Source organism: Nitrosospira sp. Nsp2, from assembly GCF_003050965.1.
In the GTDB taxonomy this organism is placed as follows: Bacteria; Pseudomonadota; Gammaproteobacteria; order Burkholderiales; family Nitrosomonadaceae; genus Nitrosospira.
This window is the reverse complement of the sequence record NZ_QAOU01000009.1, coordinates 61,148-80,220: the sequence shown is the minus strand read 5'-3', so window position 1 is coordinate 80,220 and position 19,073 is coordinate 61,148. Positions and strand designations below refer to the sequence as shown.

Below are 19,073 nucleotides of genomic sequence, written 5' to 3'. Positions count from 1 at the left end.
TCAAGGAAAACACCTATGCCGCACGCAACCCCCTTCACCATCGCAGTCAACCCCAAGATACCAAAAAGACTGGAGCGTCTTGAGGAACTGGCTAACGATCTCTGGTACAGCTGGGATCGCTCTACGCGTTCACTTTTTTCGCGTCTGCACCCCGGTCTTTGGGGTGCAGTTGGCCATAATCCGAAGGCTTTTCTCAAACGTGTGGACGAATCGTTGTTGTTAAAGGCCGCAGAGGATCAGGTATTCCTTTCTAATTACAACAGCATTCTCTCCGCTTACGATTCCTATCATTCCGAACCGGTGCGGACCGCTACGCCTGGAGGGCTACATCCGAAGGACCAGGTGGCGTATTTTTGTTTCGAGTTCGGTTTCCATGAAAGTTTTCCAATTTATTCCGGTGGACTAGGCATTCTGGCAGGCGACCATTGCAAGGCGGCCAGCGATCTGCGTTTGCCGCTGGTCGGGGTCGGCTTGCTTTACAGGCAGGGTTATTTCTTTCAAACCATCGACAACCACGGAAACCAGCAGGTCACATATACCAGTTCGGATTTCGAAGACCTGCCCGTGACGCCGGTACTCGACGAGAAGGGTTCAGAAGTCCGCATCGTGGTAAACCTGCCGCAACGCAAAGTGATGGTGAAGGTTTGGCGGGCAAAAATAGGTCACGTCACGCTTTATCTGCTGGATACCGATTTGCAGGAAAATTCTGCCGATGACCGCGATATAACCCATCAGCTTTACGGCGGAGACGGGACAAATCGGATTGAGCAGGAAATCATACTCGGCATTGGCGGCGTCCGCGCATTGCGGGAGCTGGGAATCAAGCCGACCATATGGCATATCAATGAAGGCCATGCGGCGTTCATGATGCTGGAGCGGATGCGTGGCCTGGTTCAGCAAGGACTCGATTTTCCCAGCGCACTGGAGGGGGTGGCGGCGAACACCGTCTTCACCACTCATACAGCTGTACCCGCAGGGCACGATCACTTCAGCGGAGAGATGATTTCCACATATTTCGGCAATTTTTTTCATGAGCTCGGAACGACCCGGGACGAGTTCATGGCGCTCGGCTGGGATCCCGATACTCACGATTTCAACATGACAGATCTCGCGGTTCGCGTTTCGCGCTTTCAAAACGGGGTGAGCAAAATACACGGCAATGTGTCCGCACACATCTGCAGGGATTTATGGCCTCAGATAGAGCCGGAAGAAAATCCTATAACCTACATCACCAACGGTGTGCATGTTCCCACCTTTCTGGCGCAAGAATGGTCCGATCTGTTCGACCGCTATCTCGGTTACGAATGGCGCAGCAATATGAGTGACCCGGAGTTCTGGTTGCGCATCGATGCCATACCCGATCATTTATTCTGGAGCGTGCGGCAGTCACTCAAATCGCAGATGATTTATGGCATACGTGAGCGCCTGGCCAAGCAAAATGCGCGCAATCGCGGTTCGGAAGCGCATCTGGACCGTTTGCTCAAATTTTCCGACCCCCTTAATCCCAATATACTAACGCTCGGATTTGCCCGTCGCTTTGCTACCTACAAACGCGCCACGCTGCTCTTCGAAGATCTCGATTGGTTGCGTAGGATTGTGCTTCATCACGAACATCCGGTGATGATCGTTTTTGCCGGTAAGGCCCATCCCGCCGACGTGCCGGGCCAGGATCTGATCCGGCGCATCAGCGAGGTTGCGGGCCTGCCGGAATTCGAAGGACAACTTCTGCTGGTTGAGGATTACGACCTGCGGCTCGCCCGGCGGCTGGTGGCCGGCGTAGATGTCTGGCTTAACAGCCCGGTTTATCCCCTGGAAGCGAGTGGTACCTCAGGCATGAAAGCCGGGATCAACGGGACGCTCAACCTGAGCGTGCTCGATGGCTGGTGGGGAGAGGGCTATAACGGCAAAAATGGCTGGGCAATCAAGCCGGGGCTCGAGAATATGGCTTCCGCGCTCCGCGACAAGGAAGAAAGCAAAGAGTTTTACGAAACGCTGCAGGACCACGTGGTGCCTTTATATTATGCTCGGGATAAGCTGGGTTATTCACCCGGGTGGGTGAAAATGGCCAAAAATTCCATGATGTCTCTGTTGCCGCGATACAACGGCGCGCGCATGGTGAGCGAATACGCAGCAAAATTTTATGTGTCAGCCAGCAGACAGGGGGCGCGGTATGCTGATAACAACTTTGACGGGGCAAAACGGGTCGCGGCCTGGAAGGCACACGTAAAAAAGGTCTGGGGAGGCGTGACGATGCGCCGGCTGGACACGCCACTCAAACGCATCAGTTTCGGCGAAGGACTGCATTTTCAAGTCGCGGTCAGGCTGAACGGGCTGCAGCCTGAGGACGTGGTAGTGGAACTGTTGATTTGTCGTAAGCTAAAAACCGCGACGCTTTGCGAGTACAAGCATTTTCGGTTCAAATATACGGATGTGCAGCAATCGGATGAGCACCTGTTTGAGTTGGATCTCACCCCCGATTTATGTGGCAAGCTCGACTATTATATTCGTATGTATCCGTATCAGCCGTTGCTGACGCATCCCTTCGAAATGGGTATGATGATATGGCTTTAAGTTTCTTCTGATTCTATTGGCTGAGTATCCATTCGCATTCAATGCGGTCATGAGCGGTACTTCTTTTTGGATCAGGATAACAGCGAAAGGTATACGCTCCGATAGCGTGCAGCGCTGGCGCGCCAGCTGAAATCCTTCATCATGCCGTTGTGCATCAGGCTGCGCCATACCGGTTTATTATGATATGCCGAAGTGGCGCGGATGATAGCGTCGAGAAAACTGCTGGTGGTCATGTCCGAGAACAGGAAACCACTCGCACTTCCGTCAGCGAGAGTCGCGGGCGTGCAATCCACTACCGTGTCCAGCAGACCTCCGGTTGCATGGACCAGTGGAGGCGTGCCATAGCGCTGGCTATACATTTGATTAAGGCCACAGGGCTCGAAGCGGGAAGGCATTAAAAGGCTATCCACGCCGGCCTCGATCAAGTGGGCAAGTTTTTCATCGAAGCCAACGCGGACGGCGATTTTGCCGGGATGCTTTCTGGCCAGATTAGTCAACTCCTGTTCCAGCGCATGGTCCCCGCTTCCGAGCACGATCAGTTGAGCTGGTAGCTCAGTTAACCTGCTCGCGATTTGAAGCAACAGGTCGTAACCTTTCTGATAAGCAAATCGGCTGACCGCGCCGAATAACGGAATGTGAGGAGCCACGGTCAGACCCAACCGCCGCTGCAATGGCATTTTATTGGCGGTTTTAACCGAGAGGCTGGCGGCAGTATAGTTGCGCACGAGCGCCCGATCGGTGGCGGGGTTCCATTCAGCAGTGTCTATGCCGTTGAGAATGCCGCTAACATGTTCGCGGCGCGAGGCCAACAAGCCTTCCATGCCGAAGCCCAGCGGTGTAGTCTGGATTTCCCTGGCGTAGGTGGGGCTTACGGTGGTGACATGGTCGGAATAATATAGCCCTGCCTTTAGAAACGACATGTCACCGAAATATTCGACGCCGTTTATTCCAAAGCATTCCTGGGGCAGACCAAGTTGAGTTACGGTGTCCGGAGGATAGATGCCCTGGAAAGCCAGATTATGGATCGTCATCAGGGACGCCGCCTTCTTCCCCGAATGGAAGTGCAGGTACGCCGGTACAAGGCCACTTTGCCAGTCATTGCAATGGACAATTTCAGGCCGCCAGGAAAGGGGGCTGTCATCACTCGCAAGCAATGCGCCTGTTTTTGAGAGGAAACCGAAACGTAATGCATTATCCGTCCAGTCGCGCCCGTCAGCATCCACATAGGGGCCACCGTCGCGCTGGTAAAGCGCAGGGCACTCGACGATGAAGATGGGAACCGATCCAGGTGAGCTTGCAGATAGCAGCGTCGCCGCGGGGAAGGGAGATTGAGCGCCAAATTCCGCGATTTTTTGTTTGTTTGGTAGTCCGGCTAATACAGCAGGGTACCCCGGTATAAGCACGCGCACATCCACACCCAATTCGCGTAACGCCTGGGGCAATGCCGCGCTGACGTCCCCGAGTCCGCCGGTTTTAATGAGAGGGTGAAGCTCCGGCGTGAGGAATAACACGCGAGGGATGGAATGTGATGAAACGGGCGCCATGAATAAACCGGTTAATTATTTGTATAGTTCGGTTTTCGTACTGTCGGGCTGATGGAACAGCCGTAGAGGGACTCAGCTTCTAACGTGAGGCTGCCCCAATCGGTCGTAGAGTGCGACACGTGCATAGGCACCCACGATGTCAGGCAGGCTGCGGAGAAAAAATAATTCCCGCCAGGGGCGGCAACGTGATGACGATCGAATGGCGCAGCCCCATCCAGGGTTGGTCAGTAGCATCGATAGCTCCCATGTTTCCCAGATTGCTGCCTCCGTAATGGTGGGAATCGCTATTGAATATCTCGCGATAAATACCGCCTGCAGGTACGCCGATGCGGTAATGGGTGCGTGGCACCGGCGTAAAGTTCAGGACAACAAGCACAAATGAGCCGTCGCTTGCAAAACGTAGATAGCTGATGACTGAGTTATCCGCGTCATGGCAGTCCACCCAGTCGAAGCCTCCTGCTGAGAAATCAAGCTGATGTAACGCGGGTAGCGTGCGGTAGAGATGGTTGAGATCGCGCACGGCGGTTTGCATGCCTCTGTGCTGTTCATATCTTAACTGCTCCCAATTCAATTCCCGTCCTGAGTTCCACTCGCGTCCCTGTGCAAATTCATTACCCATGAAATTGAGTTTCTTGCCGGGATAGGTTATTTGATAGGTAACCAAGAGGCGCAGGTTAGCGAATTGCTGCCACGCATCCCCCGGCATTTTACCTAATAGGGATCCCTTGCCATGGACCACCTCATCGTGCGACAAGGGCAGCACAAAATTCTCGGTGTAGGCATACAACTGGCCGAACGTGAGTTGGTCGTGATGAAAGCGGCGGAATACCGGATTAGTGTGCATATATGAAAGCGTGTCGTTCATCCAGCCCATGTTCCATTTGATGGAAAATCCCAACCCGCCGACATAAGTGGGATGGGATACCGCCGGCCACGCCGTGGACTCTTCAGCCAGCGTCAGCGCACCGGGAAACTCCTGGTGTACCATGATATTCAATTCGCGCAAAAAATCGATCGCTGCCAGGTTTTCCCTGCCTCCGAATTTGTTCGGCACCCATTCGCCTGGGTTACGGGAGTAATCGAGATAGAGCATGGATGCGACGGCATCAACTCGCAGCCCATCAAGGTGGAATTCGGCCAGCCAGTAATGGGCGCTCGACAGGAGAAACGATTTCACCTCATTGCGGCCATAATTGAAAATGCAGGTACCCCAATCCTGATGTAGACCCAAACGGGGATCTTCGTGTTCATACAATGCGCTACCGTCGAATCGCGCCAGCGCAAACGCATCCTGTGGAAAGTGCGCGGGTACCCAGTCGAGAATGACCCCGATTCCTTGGCTATGGCAGGCATTAATGAAAAATTTAAGGTCGTCCGGTGAACCGTAGCGACTCGTAGGGGAAAAATATCCGGTGGTTTGATACCCCCAGGACTCGTCGAGCGGGTGTTCTGAAATGGGGAGCAATTCAACATGGGTGTACCCCATCTGTTGTACATACGGGATCAGATGGCTGGCAAGTTCACGATAGGAATAAAATCGGCCGTCGGGATGCCGTTTCCATGATCCGGCATGGATCTCGTAAATGTTGAGCGGAGCGTGCAACCAATCCCATATCGCCCGGCTTGCCATCCATTCCGCATCCTGCCATACGGCCTCGCCGGCATGGGGAGTGAGCGCCGCGGTATGCGGGCGCAATTCATGCTGAGTGGCATAAGGATCGGTCTTAAGCAGGATTTCGCCGCTGTCACGGTTGCGAATTTCGTACTTATAAAGCGAATTCGACCGCAGTCCGGGGATAAACAATTTCCATACCCCGCTGAGCCCATCCACCGCCATCTGATTTACTCGTCCATCCCACCGGTTAAATTCGCCGACAACGCTGACCCGCCCCGCATTGGGAGCCCATACGGAGAAAAGCACTCCCGCGACTCCATCAATCTCGAAAATATGAGAACCTAAAGTGCGATAAGCCTGCGTCAGTTTCCCTTCATTAAACAGGTAAAGGTCGTACTCGGGAATTTGGGGCGCAAAACCATATGAATCATACGTTTCATAGATCTGGGGCGCCGGCAGCGCCGCGTTGTTGTCCTCGACACGCAAAAGATAGGGCATGGGCGGCATGGCCGCTCCGCGCCACTCGAAAACCCCGACGGGATGGGTCCGCGTCATTGCAGCGAAAGCGCTCCCTGTATTAATCCATACCTTGCTCGCGTAAGGATAGAATACCCGTACCAGACTATAATCAGATTCTGCGCGCGCGCCCAGGTAGCTGAAAGGATCGTGAAGCCGCGCTGTCAATAATGCTTCAGTCAGCGGATGGGATCTAACGGACGTGTCGACTTGCAGGTTTGATTGCATGGAGGGATTATAGCTTGCGGGAGATACGCTGGGCAGCGAACATGACTTGAACAAAGATTGCTGCGGAAAAACTTAACAACTGCAATAATGTATCCTGAGAAAGCATTACCGGCTACCTGCGTACTGCCTTTATGCCAACCCCTGCTGCGTAATATGTATGGCACCTAACGTGGTTGGACGAAGTGTGCCGAGAAAGCCTCATCCCATGTGAGGTTCTGTAAAGCCGTCGGGCTCAAGTTTATCAACCTTTGTATCGCACGTATCCAAGCTCATTGCCGCATACCGTGCGCGCGCGAGCCCCGCTCACTCTACAGCGCTCAGTTGGAGCTACTGGAGGGTGTAACAAAATGGAGATCCAACCCATGCAGAAGAATTTCACATGAAGCAGGACGCCGACGCACGTTTTTATAGCCACCTTACGAGAAATTCGATGGCGATAATACTGGCTGGGGGGCGCGGTAGCCGGCTACGTCAACTGACTGACTGGCGCGCAAAGCCAGCGGTACCGTTTGGGGGCAAATTCCGGATAATTGATTTTCCGCTTTCAAATTGTGTTAATTCCGGTATCCGCCGTATCGGCGTTGCGACGCAGTACAAGTCACAGAGCCTGATCAGCCATATTCAGCATGGATGGGGATTTCTTGATGGGCGCTTTCAGGAATTCGTGGAATTGCTGCCGGCGCAGCAGCGTATCGAGGAAACCTGGTATCAAGGCACCGCCGATGCCGTGTATCAGAATATCGATATACTTCGGGTTTATAATCCTGATCATGTGCTCATCCTGGGTGGGGATCATGTTTATAAGATGGACTACAGCAAACTCCTTGCCTGGCACGTGGAAAAGTCCGCAGATATGACTGTGGCATGTGTCGGGGTCCCGGTAGCGGAGGCAAGCGGGTTCGGGGTCATGAACGTAAACGAGGATTGGCGGGTCATAGGCTTTGACGAGAAACCAGCCCATCCGCCCTCTATGCCCGGTCAGCCTGGGTACGCGCTTGCCAACATGGGCGTCTATGTGTTCAATGCGCAATTCCTATTCGAGCAGCTAATTCGTGATCATGATGACCCACACTCTTCCCGTGATTTTGGTAAGGATCTGATTCCGTACCTGGTTCCACGGCACCGGGTATATGCTCACCGTTTTGCTGATAGTTGCGTCAACATGGTATCGGGTGTGCCATACTGGCGCGACGTCGGGACCGTGGATGCGTACTGGGAGGCAAATCTTGACCTCACCCATGTCACGCCGGACCTCAATCTATATGACAAGGACTGGCCAATCTGGACTCACCAGGAACAATTGCCTCCGGCCAAATTCGTTTTCGACGACGATGACCGGCGGGGGCAGGCGCTTGACTCAATGGTTTCCGGTGGTTGCATTATCAGCGGGGCGACGGTTCGCCGGTCATTGTTATTTTCCAATGTGCAAGTGCGCAGCTACAGCAGTATCGAAGACTCGGTGATATTGCCTAACGTGGATATCGGCCGACACGTGCGCCTGAGACGCGTCGTAGTGGACAAGAACTGTATCATTCCTCCTGGACTAACGGCAGGCTTTGATCCGCTGGAAGACCAAAAGCGGTTTTATGTCACGGAAAACGGCATTACGCTCATAACGCCTGAAATGCTCGGGCAAAAGATACATTATGTCAGATGAGAACGAATCACTGCGAGGGATGACGGTAGTGAACGCCGTGTTTGTGTAGGGTATATAAGGCTCCTTTAATCGGGTTTGAATCGACATGCAACAATTACATTTTGTCTTGCTTTGGCACATGCACCAGCCGGATTACCGTAATTACGAGACCGGCGAATTCATGTTGCCTTGGGTTTACTTGCACGCCATCAAGGATTACAGCGATATGGCGGCCCATCTGGAAGCACACCCGTCGATTAAGGCGGTAGTTAATTTCGTGCCCGTGCTCCTGGATCAATTGGAGGATTACGCCGCGCAGTTCGCCTCCGGGAAGTTGCGGGATCCGCTCCTGCGTGTACTCGCTGCCCCGGATCTTGACAAGATTTCTACTGAGGATCGTCTGCGGACGTTTGATAGTTGCTTTCGCAGCAATCACTCAACCATGATGCAACCGTATCCCGCATACAAGCGGTTGCATGAGATGCATGAAACGCTGCGGCAACGTGGCGAGGCAGAGTTGGGCTATCTCTCCGGGCAGTATCTTGCGGACTTGCTCGTTTGGTATCACCTGGCATGGACGGGTGAGAGCGTGCGCCGAAGCAATGAGACGGTGGTACGGTTAATGACGCAAGGCAGGTGTTTCAGTTATGCGGACCGGCTTCAGTTACTCGAGGTGATCGGAGAGCTGATTCAGGGATTGATCCCTCGCTATCGCAAGCTAGCCGAGTCGGGGCAGATCGAATTGTCCACTACTCCGCATTACCATCCGCTAGCCCCATTACTAATCGACTTTTCTTCCGCGCTTGACAGCATGCCTAATGCCAATTTACCGGCGGAAAGTAATTACCCGGGTGGTCGCAGCCGTGTTGCATGGCACTTGTCGTCTGCCACCGAAGCTCACACGCGGCGTTTTGGTATAAAGCCCAGCGGTGTATGGCCGGCTGAGGGTGCGGTATCAGGGCCACTATTGGAAATTCTGGCTGAACAACACTGCCACTGGACCGCAAGCGGCGAAGGCGTGCTCGCCAACAGTCTGCGAAAATCATTTCCCGCCGCGCCCTTGCCTGAAAGGAGTCGCTACCTATACCGCCCATATCGGATTAATGGCCGCGCCGATAGCGTTACCTGTTTTTTCCGCGACGAGAGACTTTCAGACATGATCGGCTTCGAGTATTCAAAATGGTTCGGGCGCGACGCGGCTGAGCATCTGGTCCATTCGCTCGAAGATATCGCCCGTAATGCGCCCCCTGGGGAGTGCCCAGTGGTCAGCATCATTCTTGATGGCGAAAATGCGTGGGAATATTATCCCTACAACGGATATTACTTTCTCAATGATCTCTATGAGATTCTGGAGAACCATGAATCGATCCGGGTCACTACTTACCGAGACTATATTTCGTCATTACATCCCGCAGAAGTTACGACTCTCCCGGTGCTGGCCGCGGGCAGCTGGGTTTACGGCACATTCTCCACCTGGATCGGCGACCCGGACAAAAATCGCGCGTGGGATTTGCTCTGTGCCGCCAAGCATAGCTATGACCTGGTGATGCAAAGCGGACGCCTGACTGACGAGGAGAAGCAGAAGGCGGAACGACAACTCGCCTCCTGCGAAAGTTCTGACTGGTTCTGGTGGCTGGGCGATTATAACTCTCCCTATGTGGTGGCGAGCTTCGACCGTCTGTTCCGCGATAACCTTGCCAATCTGTACGGGCTGCTCCGACTTCCGGTGCCCGAATCCGTATATGAACCGATCAGCCAGGGCGGTGGGGAGACGTCAGAGTTGGGGGGCGCCATGAGACGGGCTTCCTGAGGACGTGCTTCGTAACGCCGCCGTAACGAGATTATGCGCTCCTGTCTGCCTTGCGCTAATTTTTGCTGTGATTATGGCTGGACAAGTCCTGCGCAACTCGATTTAAACAAGCACTTCTGATCAGTTTCGCGAAATGGCTGCCCGCTGTGTTCCGTGGGTATCTACGTGTTGGCTAGCTGGCAGCGGCGGCCTGTCATTTAGCGTGAATTCTTCGCCGTTAAACGTTTTTCTATTTTCGTCGTTAAACGTTTTTCTATTCGAGGAACTTGATGACCCAACCCGTTTCTCTGCTTTTCGGCGTTCACGCTCATCAGCCGGTCGGCAATTTTCCCGAAGTGCTTGCAGATGCACACCAGCGTTGTTATAAGCCGTTTCTCGAAGTACTTTACCGCTACCCGCAATTCCGTTTTGCGTTGCACATTTCCGGCTGGCTTCTGGATTATCTGATCGACCACTATCCTGAAGACATCGCGCTGCTGCGGGAGATGGTGATACGGGACCAAGTCGAGTTATTCGGCGCGGGTGATACAGAGCCGGTCCTTGCTGCGATTCCAAATCGCGATCGCATTGGCCAAATCGAGATGTTTTCGGACAAACTGGAAACGAAGCTGGGCAAGCGACCGGTTGGCGCGTGGTTAACCGAGCGCGTGTGGGAAGCAACGGTGGTTCCGGCGTTGGCAGATTGCGGAATCCGCTACGTGATCGTGGACGATTATCATTTTCTCTGCGCGGGCAAAACCGCGGCCGAGCTGAATGGCTATTTCACCACAGAGGAGGATGGGCGCGTACTCGATCTGTTTCCTATTTCAGAAGCTTTGCGTTACAGGTTGCCATTTTCTCCAGCGCACGAAGTGGTGGCCTACATCGAGTCCCAGGCTCACGCGAATGTGGGTGGGCGGGGTATAGCCGCTATTTATTTTGATGATATTGAGAAATTTGGCATCTGGCCGGAGACCTATCACTGGGTGTACGAAAAAGGCTGGCTGGATAATTTTATTCAGGGAATCCTCGCCTCGTCCCTGATCCGGACTCAGCACTATAGGGATTATCATATCGCCGAAAAAACAAGAGGCATTGTGTATCTGCCGACCACATCCTATATCGAAATGAACGAGTGGACGCTTCCTGCCGAGCCCGCCAATATATATGCCAGCCTGGTGCGTCAGGCCAAGACGGCCGGATGGTATGAAGGCCAGAAGGCATTTCTTCGCGGCGGCATCTGGAAAAATTTCTTTTCCCGTTATCCTGAATCCAATTGGATGCATAAACGCATGCTGAGCCTTTCATCGCGCCTTGCCCTGCTGCGGGAGCCAACGCATGACGAAATCATGAAGCGCAAGCTCTATGAGGCACAGGCAAATGATGCGTATTGGCACGGGTTGTTTGGCGGACTGTATCTACCCCATCTGCGACGCGCGGTATTCAGGGCGCTGATTGAATTGGAGGCCATGCTCGACGCGTGCGAGATGCGCGCTGCACGATTCGTGGAAGATACCGATCTGGATGGCATCGAGGAGTTGTATCTCCAGAACGGCCGTATCCAGGCGGTGCTGAAACTGGACGGTACCGGCAGTATCTGCGAACTGGATTCCTACGCGCTCAAGCATAATTTTGGCGATACATTGAGGCGGCAGGTCGAGCATTATTATGAGCACCTTCATAGAAGCGGAAGCGGCTTCCAACATAATGGGGCAGGCATTGCGTCGGCACACGAGAGAGTAAGTTTCAAGCATAAAATTGATGCCGCAGACCTGGAAGCTGACGATCATATGCGAAGTTTATTCGTTGACCGGCTGAACGGCGGATTTATAACTTACCAGCATCCTGCAGGTCCTGCTGAAGGCCCAGGTTGGAGCGTCGGACTATTATCGGAGTCCGTGCTGAAAAACATCGAGCTTGCCGGTAACGGAGTATACGTATCGTATCGTTTTCTCCCCCGGGCCAGTGGTGTATTCAGCACCGAAATCAATATAGCGATGCCCAGTTGCGACGGATGGGGCGGACGCTATATCCACGATGGCGCGATTCTTTGCGGTTTTGGACAACTGCTTGAACTCTCGGCCATGACCGACCTGACCCTGGATGATAATGTGCTCGGGGGCAGCGTAAAGCTGAAGATTTCATCCCCAGTGGCGTTAATCGCACAACCATGCTATTCGGTGTCACAGTCTGAAGGCGGGTTTGAAAAAATCATGCAGGCGGTTACTCTCACGCTGGAGTGGGCGTTGAGGATGGATGAAGTGGTGGTTTCGCTCGAAATCAGCGGGGGGCAGGGCATCACAATCGCTGCCTGATTCTGAAGCAGGATATTATCGACTTCATGTTGGGAACCACCGGCTTTACTACAGCCTAAAGCGGATGAGCGCATGGCATCCACGGCAGCCTGTGGTGGTCGTAGAGTTATAGCGGCGCCTATAAAATTTCTGGTAAAATCGCAAATTCTCAAAAGAGCTCAGCAAGGATCTGTCATGACTTACGTAGTAACTGAAAGTTGTATCAAATGCAAATACACTGATTGTGTGGATGTGTGCCCGGTGGATTGTTTCCGCGAAGGGCCCAATTTTCTGGTGATTGATCCTGATGAATGCATAGATTGCACCCTGTGCGTGGCTGAGTGTCCAGTGGAGGCTATTTTCTCCGAAGATGATGTGCCGGCAGACCAGCAGCATTTTACCGCTCTGAACGCGGAGCTATCGAAAGCGTGGAAGCCCATTATCGAGAAAAAGGACGCTCTGCCCGAAGCTGATGATTGGGCTAAAGTATCAGGCAAGCTCGAACAGCTGGAGCGCTGACCGGACAGCGGTGGCTTGTCGCCGCGTGTGTTCCATTCTGAATTTTCCAAAAGTCCCCCCTACCGACGTTTTTGCGCACCTTGCCGCCGGCTTGAAAGCCGGCGTTACGGTCATTACCCCCAATCGACGACTCGCGATAGCGCTTAAGCGCGAGTTTGACGGGTTCCAGGCTGCAAAAGGGATATCCGTCTGGGATTCCGCTGACATCCTCCCGATCTCCGCCTTCATGCTCCGCATCTATGAGGATGCGCTTTACTCCGATCAAGGAAATTTCGTCCCGACGCTCCTGACACCTGCCCAGCAGCAAGTGCTATGGGAGAACGTCATCTCAAATTCGGATGAGGGCGCGGCGTTGCTGTCGGTCGCAGAAACCGCGCGACTTGCTTGCGAGGCATGGGACGCTGCGCATGAGTGGCAGCTTATTCCCAGGCTTCGGAACTTCCCGCACAACGAAGACGGCAAGGCCTTTCAGAAGTGGTCCGAGCGCTATGTAAAGGTTACCGGTGGTAGGCGACAAATAGACCATGCGCAGCTTGGCGATCTAGTCACAGGCTTGTGTGCGAACACAGATGTCAGCAAGCCCAAACGTTTGATCTGCTATGGATTTGATATCGTTGCGCCACAACAGGCGCGGCTGTTGGCCGGTCTGGCCGAGGCCGGTTGTGAAGTGGTGCTGTCACGACCTGAACCTCAGCTACAGTTGCAAAACCCCGATTTGCGACGCATGGAAAGTGCAGATCGCAACGACGAGGTTTATCACGCAGCGGTATGGGCGCGCGCACGCGTCGAGGCCAATGGCTCTGCCCGCGTCGGAATTGTGGTCCCCGCTTTCTCTGAATATAGAAGCATCATCATGCGCGTCTTCAGGTCCGTAATGGACCCCGATGTACGCCGATCCCTGCCTGGGGTCTCGAGGCCAACGTTACCGTTCAACGCATCGCTCGGTCAAACCCTTCTCTCCTATCCGCTCGTCAGTGCTGCATTCCTGATACTCGAACTTGGCGGAGGCGAAATTGAATTCGAACGGGCAAGTCTGCTGCTCAGATCGCCGTTCCTGGGTGGCGGGGAGACTGAAATGGGTTCTCGCGCCCGACTCGATACGCGCCTGCGCAAACGTTCCGAGCCCTCCCTTACGCTTGAAGCACTGCTCACCCTGCTTGAACTGGAGGATGCGCATAAACATTGCCCGATTCTGGGGCAGAATTTGTCAGCCTATGCACAGTTCCGTAAAGCATATCTTTCAGGCTCCCAGGCACCTTCCCAACTCGCCAGGGCGATTTCGGAAGCGCTACGGATGGCGGGATTTCCCGGCGAACGCGAACTCGATTCCGCTGAATATCAGACGTTGAAAAAATGGCAGGAAGTGCTGGCAAACTTCGCCAGCCTCGACCTGGTATTGTCTCGCACCAGCTACAGGGCAGGGATATCTCGCCTGCGTCGCATGACAAGCGAGACAATGTTCCAGCCCGAGACGCCCGATGTCCCTATCCAGGTACTTGGCGTTCTGGAAGCTGCCGGGATGGCCTTCGACCATCTCTGGGTCATGGGTTTATCGGCTGAATTCTGGCCGCCACAACCACGTCCGAACCCGTTTCTCCCCGTCGAATTACAACGTGCTGCCGAGTTACCGCAAGGTTCTGCGGTTGCATCGCTCGCGCTAGCGAGCCGGCTTACCAATGCATGGTTCTTGTCCGCAAACGAGGTTGTTCTGAGTCACCCGCGACACGTCGGGGGATCAGATGCCCGGGACACTCCACCCAGCCCGTTGGTGGCCGATATCGCGATTGGCGAGCTTGTGTTACCTGATTATCCCGATTACGGCCGGCTTATTCACCACGCGCGGCGGCTGGAATGTATAGAAGACCACACCGCGCCAGCACTCGACCAGTCGCAAAGCGGAATTGGCGTGGCTGGAGGCATGGCGGTAATAAAAGATTACGCCACCTGCCCGTTCCGTGCATTGGCCTTGCATCGTTTCGGCGTTGAACGAATTCGTGCGCCTTGTGCAGGACTCAACGCGATGGAGCGCGGCACATTGGTCCATCACATACTCGCCCAGGTATGGGGGCAACTCAAGACTAAAAGCGGTCTCGATTCCATCAGTGAGAAAGATCTTGAATCGATACTCATGCATGCCGCGACAGAGGCGATGGCCCGTATCCAACGGCAGCGCCCCGGGCTTTTGTCCGGCCGATTCGCAGAGATAGAGCAAAGGCGGCTTCTACGCTTGGCGCTGGGATGGCTGGAGGAGGATAAAAAGCGCAGTGGCTTCGCGGTAATAGCAATCGAGGAGAAGCGCCGGGTCCAAATCGGCGAGCTTTCGTTGACCACGCGGCTGGATCGAGTCGACGAACTCGATGATGGGCGGCGCATTATTATCGATTACAAAACGAACGCACCTTCCGTAGCCACGATGCTTGGCGAACGGCCAGAGGAACCGCAACTGCCGTTATATCTCGTCACGGCCGAACCCGAGGCCGTAGCCGTGGCGTTTGCACAGGTGAAGGCCGGCGATATGTGCTTCACGGCAGTTGCCCGCGATAGCGATCTGCTGCCGAGGGGAAAGGCTTTGGGCGAGTCCCGCTACCGCGAACGGTACAGCTCATGGGAAGACCTTGTTGCTGCCTGGCGTACCAATCTTGATCGTATCGCGGCGGGTTTCGTCAGCGGGCGCGCGGAAATCGAGCCTCGAAAATATCCCGATACCTGTCGCAATTGTGATGCAAGACCCGTATGCCGGGTCTACGAGCGTATGGAGAGCGGTATTGCCGACGAGGGGGACAAAAAGTGAGTCGCGAATTGCCCATGTCCGGAAATGCAGATGCAAACGCGCCAAACCTCGATCCGCCGGACCTGGACGAACGTCTCCGTGTCCTCGGTACTGCCCAGTCTTTTATTGTTCAGGCGCCCGCCGGTTCGGGAAAGACCGGGCTTTTGATTCAGCGCTATCTCAGCCTGCTTGCATGCGTCAATGAACCTGAGGAAATTGTTGCGATTACATTCACGCGCAAGGCTGCTGCGGAGATGCGCGAGCGCCTGATGAGGGCGCTTATTCAGGCGGCCGGCGCCCCCCACCCGGGCAAAATTGCTGAAACCCGACATGAAGGAACCACGCGGGAATTGGCAAGCGCGGCTCTTCATCGCGACATTCTGGCTGGCTGGCATATTCTCGATAACCCTGCTCGACTGCGTATTCAGACGTTCGATTCATTGTGCGCCTCGCTGACACGTCAAATGCCCATACTGTCCGGATTCGGCTCGCAACCAGAAACCGTGGAGGACGCGTCCGACCTTTACCGCGAGGCTGCACGTTCGACTATACGTCTTGTCGAGGGCGGGGACGACGTGGCGCGGGATGTCGAACGCTTGCTCGAGCATCTCGATAACGACGTCGAGCGTCTCGAAACACTCCTCATCGGAATGCTGGCCCAACGCGACCACTGGCTGCGCCATATTCATGGCAAGGATCGGGATGAGTTGGAAGCGGCGTTGAGGAATACGCGATACGAAGCGCTCAAGCGCTTGTGCGGGCTATATCCTGCCGCGGCCCGGGATGAACTGATCGCGCTGATACGGTATGCGGCGAGTAACCTCAGCGCCATCGGCAGCGATTCGGCCATCGTTGCGTATGAGCAATGCGGCGACCCGACGGGATTTCCCGGCAATGACGAGCAGGATGTTCGCTGCTGGGAGGCCATTGCCACCCTGTTGCTTACAAAAGATGGGGGCTGGCGCAAGCAGTTTACCGAGAGGGAGGGCTTTCCCCCAGAGCCCAAGGCCAGGAAAATTATGGCTACGTCCTGGAAGGAGCGGGCGCGGGCGCTGGGTTCGCTGTTGGCGGAAAATGATAGTGGTTCGCTGTGCGAGGCGCTAAAGGACATTCTCCAGCTGCCTCCGTCCACTTACACGGACGCGCAGTGGGACATCCTCCAATCGATCACGCGGCTCTTGCCGCGGGCAGTTGCGCAGCTCAAGCTCGTGTTTCAATCTCTTAACCAGGTGGACTTTACCGAAGTGGCGCAAGGCGCGCTACGAGCGCTCGGCGATCTACACATGCCGACCGATCTTGCGCTTGCGCTCGATTATCGCATTCGACACTTACTGATAGATGAGTTCCAGGATACCTCGATCAGCCAATATGAGTTGCTCGAAAAGCTCACTTCCGGATGGGAGCCAGATGATGGCCGCAGCATGCTGGCGGTAGGAGACCCCATGCAATCCATCTATCGTTTTCGCGAGGCTGAGGTCGGTTTGTTTCTTCGCGCCCGTGCGGCGGGAATTGGAAATGTCACGTTGCAGCCGGTCACTCTTTCCGCCAATTTTCGGTCCCAACGAGGGATAGTGGATTGGGTGAACGCCACCTTCTCTCAGGTAATGCCAAGGCGAGAGAATATAACTATCGGGGCGGTATCCTACACGGAATCCGTTGCAACGAACCGCCTGCTATCGGGTTCTGCGGTCAGCTTACACCCTTTTATTAATGATGACCGCGCTGCCGAGGCGAGCAGAGTGGTGGAGATTGCCGCGCAAGCTCGTGATCATTCCGCCACAACCACGGCAATTCTCGTGCGCAACCGCAGTCATCTTGTCGACATCATACTTCTGCTTAAAGAAGCCGGCTTGCGTTTTCGCGCAATTGAAATCGAGGGGTTGGGTCGCAGGCCGGTGGTTCAGGATCTGCTGGCGCTGACGCGGGCATTGGCGCATCCAGCGGACCGTGCAGCTTGGCTGGCATTGCTGCGAGCCCCATGGTGCGGCCTCCTGCTGGCGGATATTCATGCGCTCGTTTCCTGGAATGCCGCCTTGACTGTTGAGTGCAACGATGTGCCCCAAGAGGGAGACGAAAGCGCGCCAGAAAGAAACCTGGAGGCAGGCAATGGAACGGTATGGGAATGGCTTTCCGATGACGCTCGGGTTGCCTCAATCTCTGCCGATGGGTATCAGCGGCTGCTGAGGACGCGCGAGGTGCTCCAAGCATGCATGGAGAATCGCTGCCGCCAATCGTTACGTTCGACTGTTGAAGCGGCGTGGCTTGCGCTGGGGGGGCCTGCAGCTATTGAAGATCCGACCGATTTTGAAGACGCGGCCATTTATCTCGATTATCTCGAAAAACAAGAGGAGGCCGGCAGTATTCTTAGCCTGGCCGCGCTGGAGGAAGGGCTCGAGCGGCTGTTTGCCTTGCCGGACGTAAAAGCGGATGACAGGCTGCAGATCATGACCATCCATAAGGCGAAGGGACTTGAGTTTGATTGGGTAATCGTACCCGGGCTGGGCCGATCACCGCGCAGTAACGATAAGAAACTCTTCATGTGGATGGAAACGGTACGGTCGATTTCGGCGGTGGGTAATGCAAATCGCAGTAACGATCTGCTGCTGGCGCCGATCCAGGAAACGGGAGCGGCCGAAGATCGCACGTATTTGTGGCTGGAAAAACTTGAACGCGAAAAAGAGCGCCTGGAAGATGAACGGTTGCTCTACGTCGCCGCGACTCGCGCGAGGCAGCGTCTGCATCTGCTTGGCAGTACCAATGCCACCTTGGGAAAAGACGGAGGGCTGGAGCTAAAGCCGCCTCCCACCCGGGCCTTGTTAAGCAGGATTTGGGCATTGGTAGAGTCGGACTATGCGCAAGCCGCGGCGCAGGCGATGTCCTCAAGCTCATTGTTTAGGAGCAGTGGCGGGGCGGTCGCGGGAAATGCGGTCGATCAATCATTGCGGCGCTTTGTGTCAGGTTGGGTATTACCGCCTCCGCCGCCGCCGGTACTATGGCTGGCCCGGCCGCAAGCCGCGCCGGCGCAGGGCAGCATCGAATATTCCTGGGCGGGAGAAGCTGCGCGCCTTATCGGCAACGTCGTGCACCGCTGGCTACAACGTATCGCAACCGAAGGCATTGAAAAATGGGATGTGGCGCGCATCCGGCTTTTGCGAGATACTTTCAAAGGTCAGTTGGTCGCCTGCGGCATGGTCAACCATGGAAGCGATATGGATACGGCTATCGAACGTGTGATGATGGCGCTCACCCACGCAGTGACTGATCCTCGCGGCCGATGGCTGCTCGGGGCGCAGCAGGGTGCCCACAGTGAGTTGCGTATGACTGCGATTTCCGGCGAGGAGTATTTTGATCATGTCATCGACCGTACTTTTCACGATATAAATGGACAACGCTGGGTCGTGGACTACAAGACCAGCAGTCATGAAGGGGCCGACGTCGAGGATTTTCTCAATCGCGAGCAAGAGCGCTATCGGTTTCAGCTCGATCGTTACGCGAACCTTATGCGCATGCTCGACGGCCAGCCGGTAAGGCGTGGTTTGTACTTTCCGTTACTGAAGGGATGGCGGGAATGGGGCGATGACGTGTGAAAGT

The 19,073-nt window shown here is 54.9% G+C and carries 9 protein-coding genes; 7 read left to right on the top strand and 2 right to left on the bottom strand.

Features of this window, described 5'->3' with window-relative positions; all coding sequences use genetic code 11:
• Positions 1 to 15: 15 nt before the first annotated feature.
• Positions 16 to 2,571: an alpha-glucan family phosphorylase gene (glgP, locus tag C8R31_RS14790; RefSeq protein WP_107694847.1), complete on the top strand. Its 2,556-nt coding sequence runs from the start codon at positions 16 to 18 to the stop codon at positions 2,569 to 2,571.
• A gap of 71 nt (positions 2,572 to 2,642) precedes the next feature.
• On the opposite strand, the gene glgA is transcribed toward glgP, so the two are convergent.
• Both glgA and glgB read right to left on the bottom strand, forming a co-directional pair.
• Complete coding sequence (gene glgA, locus C8R31_RS14785) at positions 2,643 to 4,115, bottom strand: glycogen synthase GlgA (protein ID WP_107694845.1); 1,473 nt, start codon at positions 4,113 to 4,115, stop codon at positions 2,643 to 2,645.
• 139 nt (positions 4,116 to 4,254) lie between these two features.
• Complete coding sequence (gene glgB, locus C8R31_RS14780) at positions 4,255 to 6,474, bottom strand: 1,4-alpha-glucan branching protein GlgB (protein ID WP_107694901.1); 2,220 nt, start codon at positions 6,472 to 6,474, stop codon at positions 4,255 to 4,257.
• Positions 6,475 to 6,853: 379 nt separating this feature from the next.
• Between glgB and glgC the strand changes: the two genes are divergently transcribed.
• The 6 genes from glgC to C8R31_RS14750 all read left to right on the top strand — a co-directional run bounded on the left by glgC (position 6,854) and on the right by C8R31_RS14750 (position 19,069).
• The gene (gene glgC / locus C8R31_RS14775; protein ID WP_107694843.1) at positions 6,854 to 8,131 is read left to right on the top strand and encodes a glucose-1-phosphate adenylyltransferase; all 1,278 of its coding nucleotides are present in this window, start codon (positions 6,854 to 6,856) and stop codon (positions 8,129 to 8,131) included.
• An 85-nt stretch (positions 8,132 to 8,216) separates the two neighbouring features.
• Positions 8,217 to 9,920 carry a glycoside hydrolase family 57 protein gene (locus C8R31_RS14770; RefSeq protein WP_107694841.1) on the top strand — a complete coding sequence of 568 codons (1,704 nt, stop codon included), beginning with the start codon at positions 8,217 to 8,219 and terminating at the stop codon, positions 9,918 to 9,920.
• Positions 9,921 to 10,189: 269 nt separating this feature from the next.
• Positions 10,190 to 12,214 carry an alpha-amylase/4-alpha-glucanotransferase domain-containing protein gene (locus C8R31_RS14765; protein WP_107694839.1) on the top strand — a complete coding sequence of 675 codons (2,025 nt, stop codon included), beginning with the start codon at positions 10,190 to 10,192 and terminating at the stop codon, positions 12,212 to 12,214.
• Between the two features lie 174 nt (positions 12,215 to 12,388).
• On the top strand, positions 12,389 to 12,712 hold the full coding sequence (fdxA, locus tag C8R31_RS14760; RefSeq protein ID WP_107694900.1) for a ferredoxin FdxA: 324 nt from the start codon (positions 12,389 to 12,391) through the stop codon (positions 12,710 to 12,712).
• 25 nt (positions 12,713 to 12,737) lie between these two features.
• Positions 12,738 to 15,503, top strand: a complete 2,766-nt coding sequence (locus tag C8R31_RS14755) for a PD-(D/E)XK nuclease family protein (RefSeq protein ID WP_258192728.1) — start codon at positions 12,738 to 12,740, stop codon at positions 15,501 to 15,503.
• Positions 15,500 to 19,069: an exodeoxyribonuclease V subunit beta gene (locus C8R31_RS14750; protein ID WP_258192727.1), complete on the top strand. Its 3,570-nt coding sequence runs from the start codon at positions 15,500 to 15,502 to the stop codon at positions 19,067 to 19,069. Before C8R31_RS14755 ends, C8R31_RS14750 begins: the two co-directional genes overlap by 4 nt.
• The last annotated feature ends 4 nt before the right edge of the window (positions 19,070 to 19,073 follow it).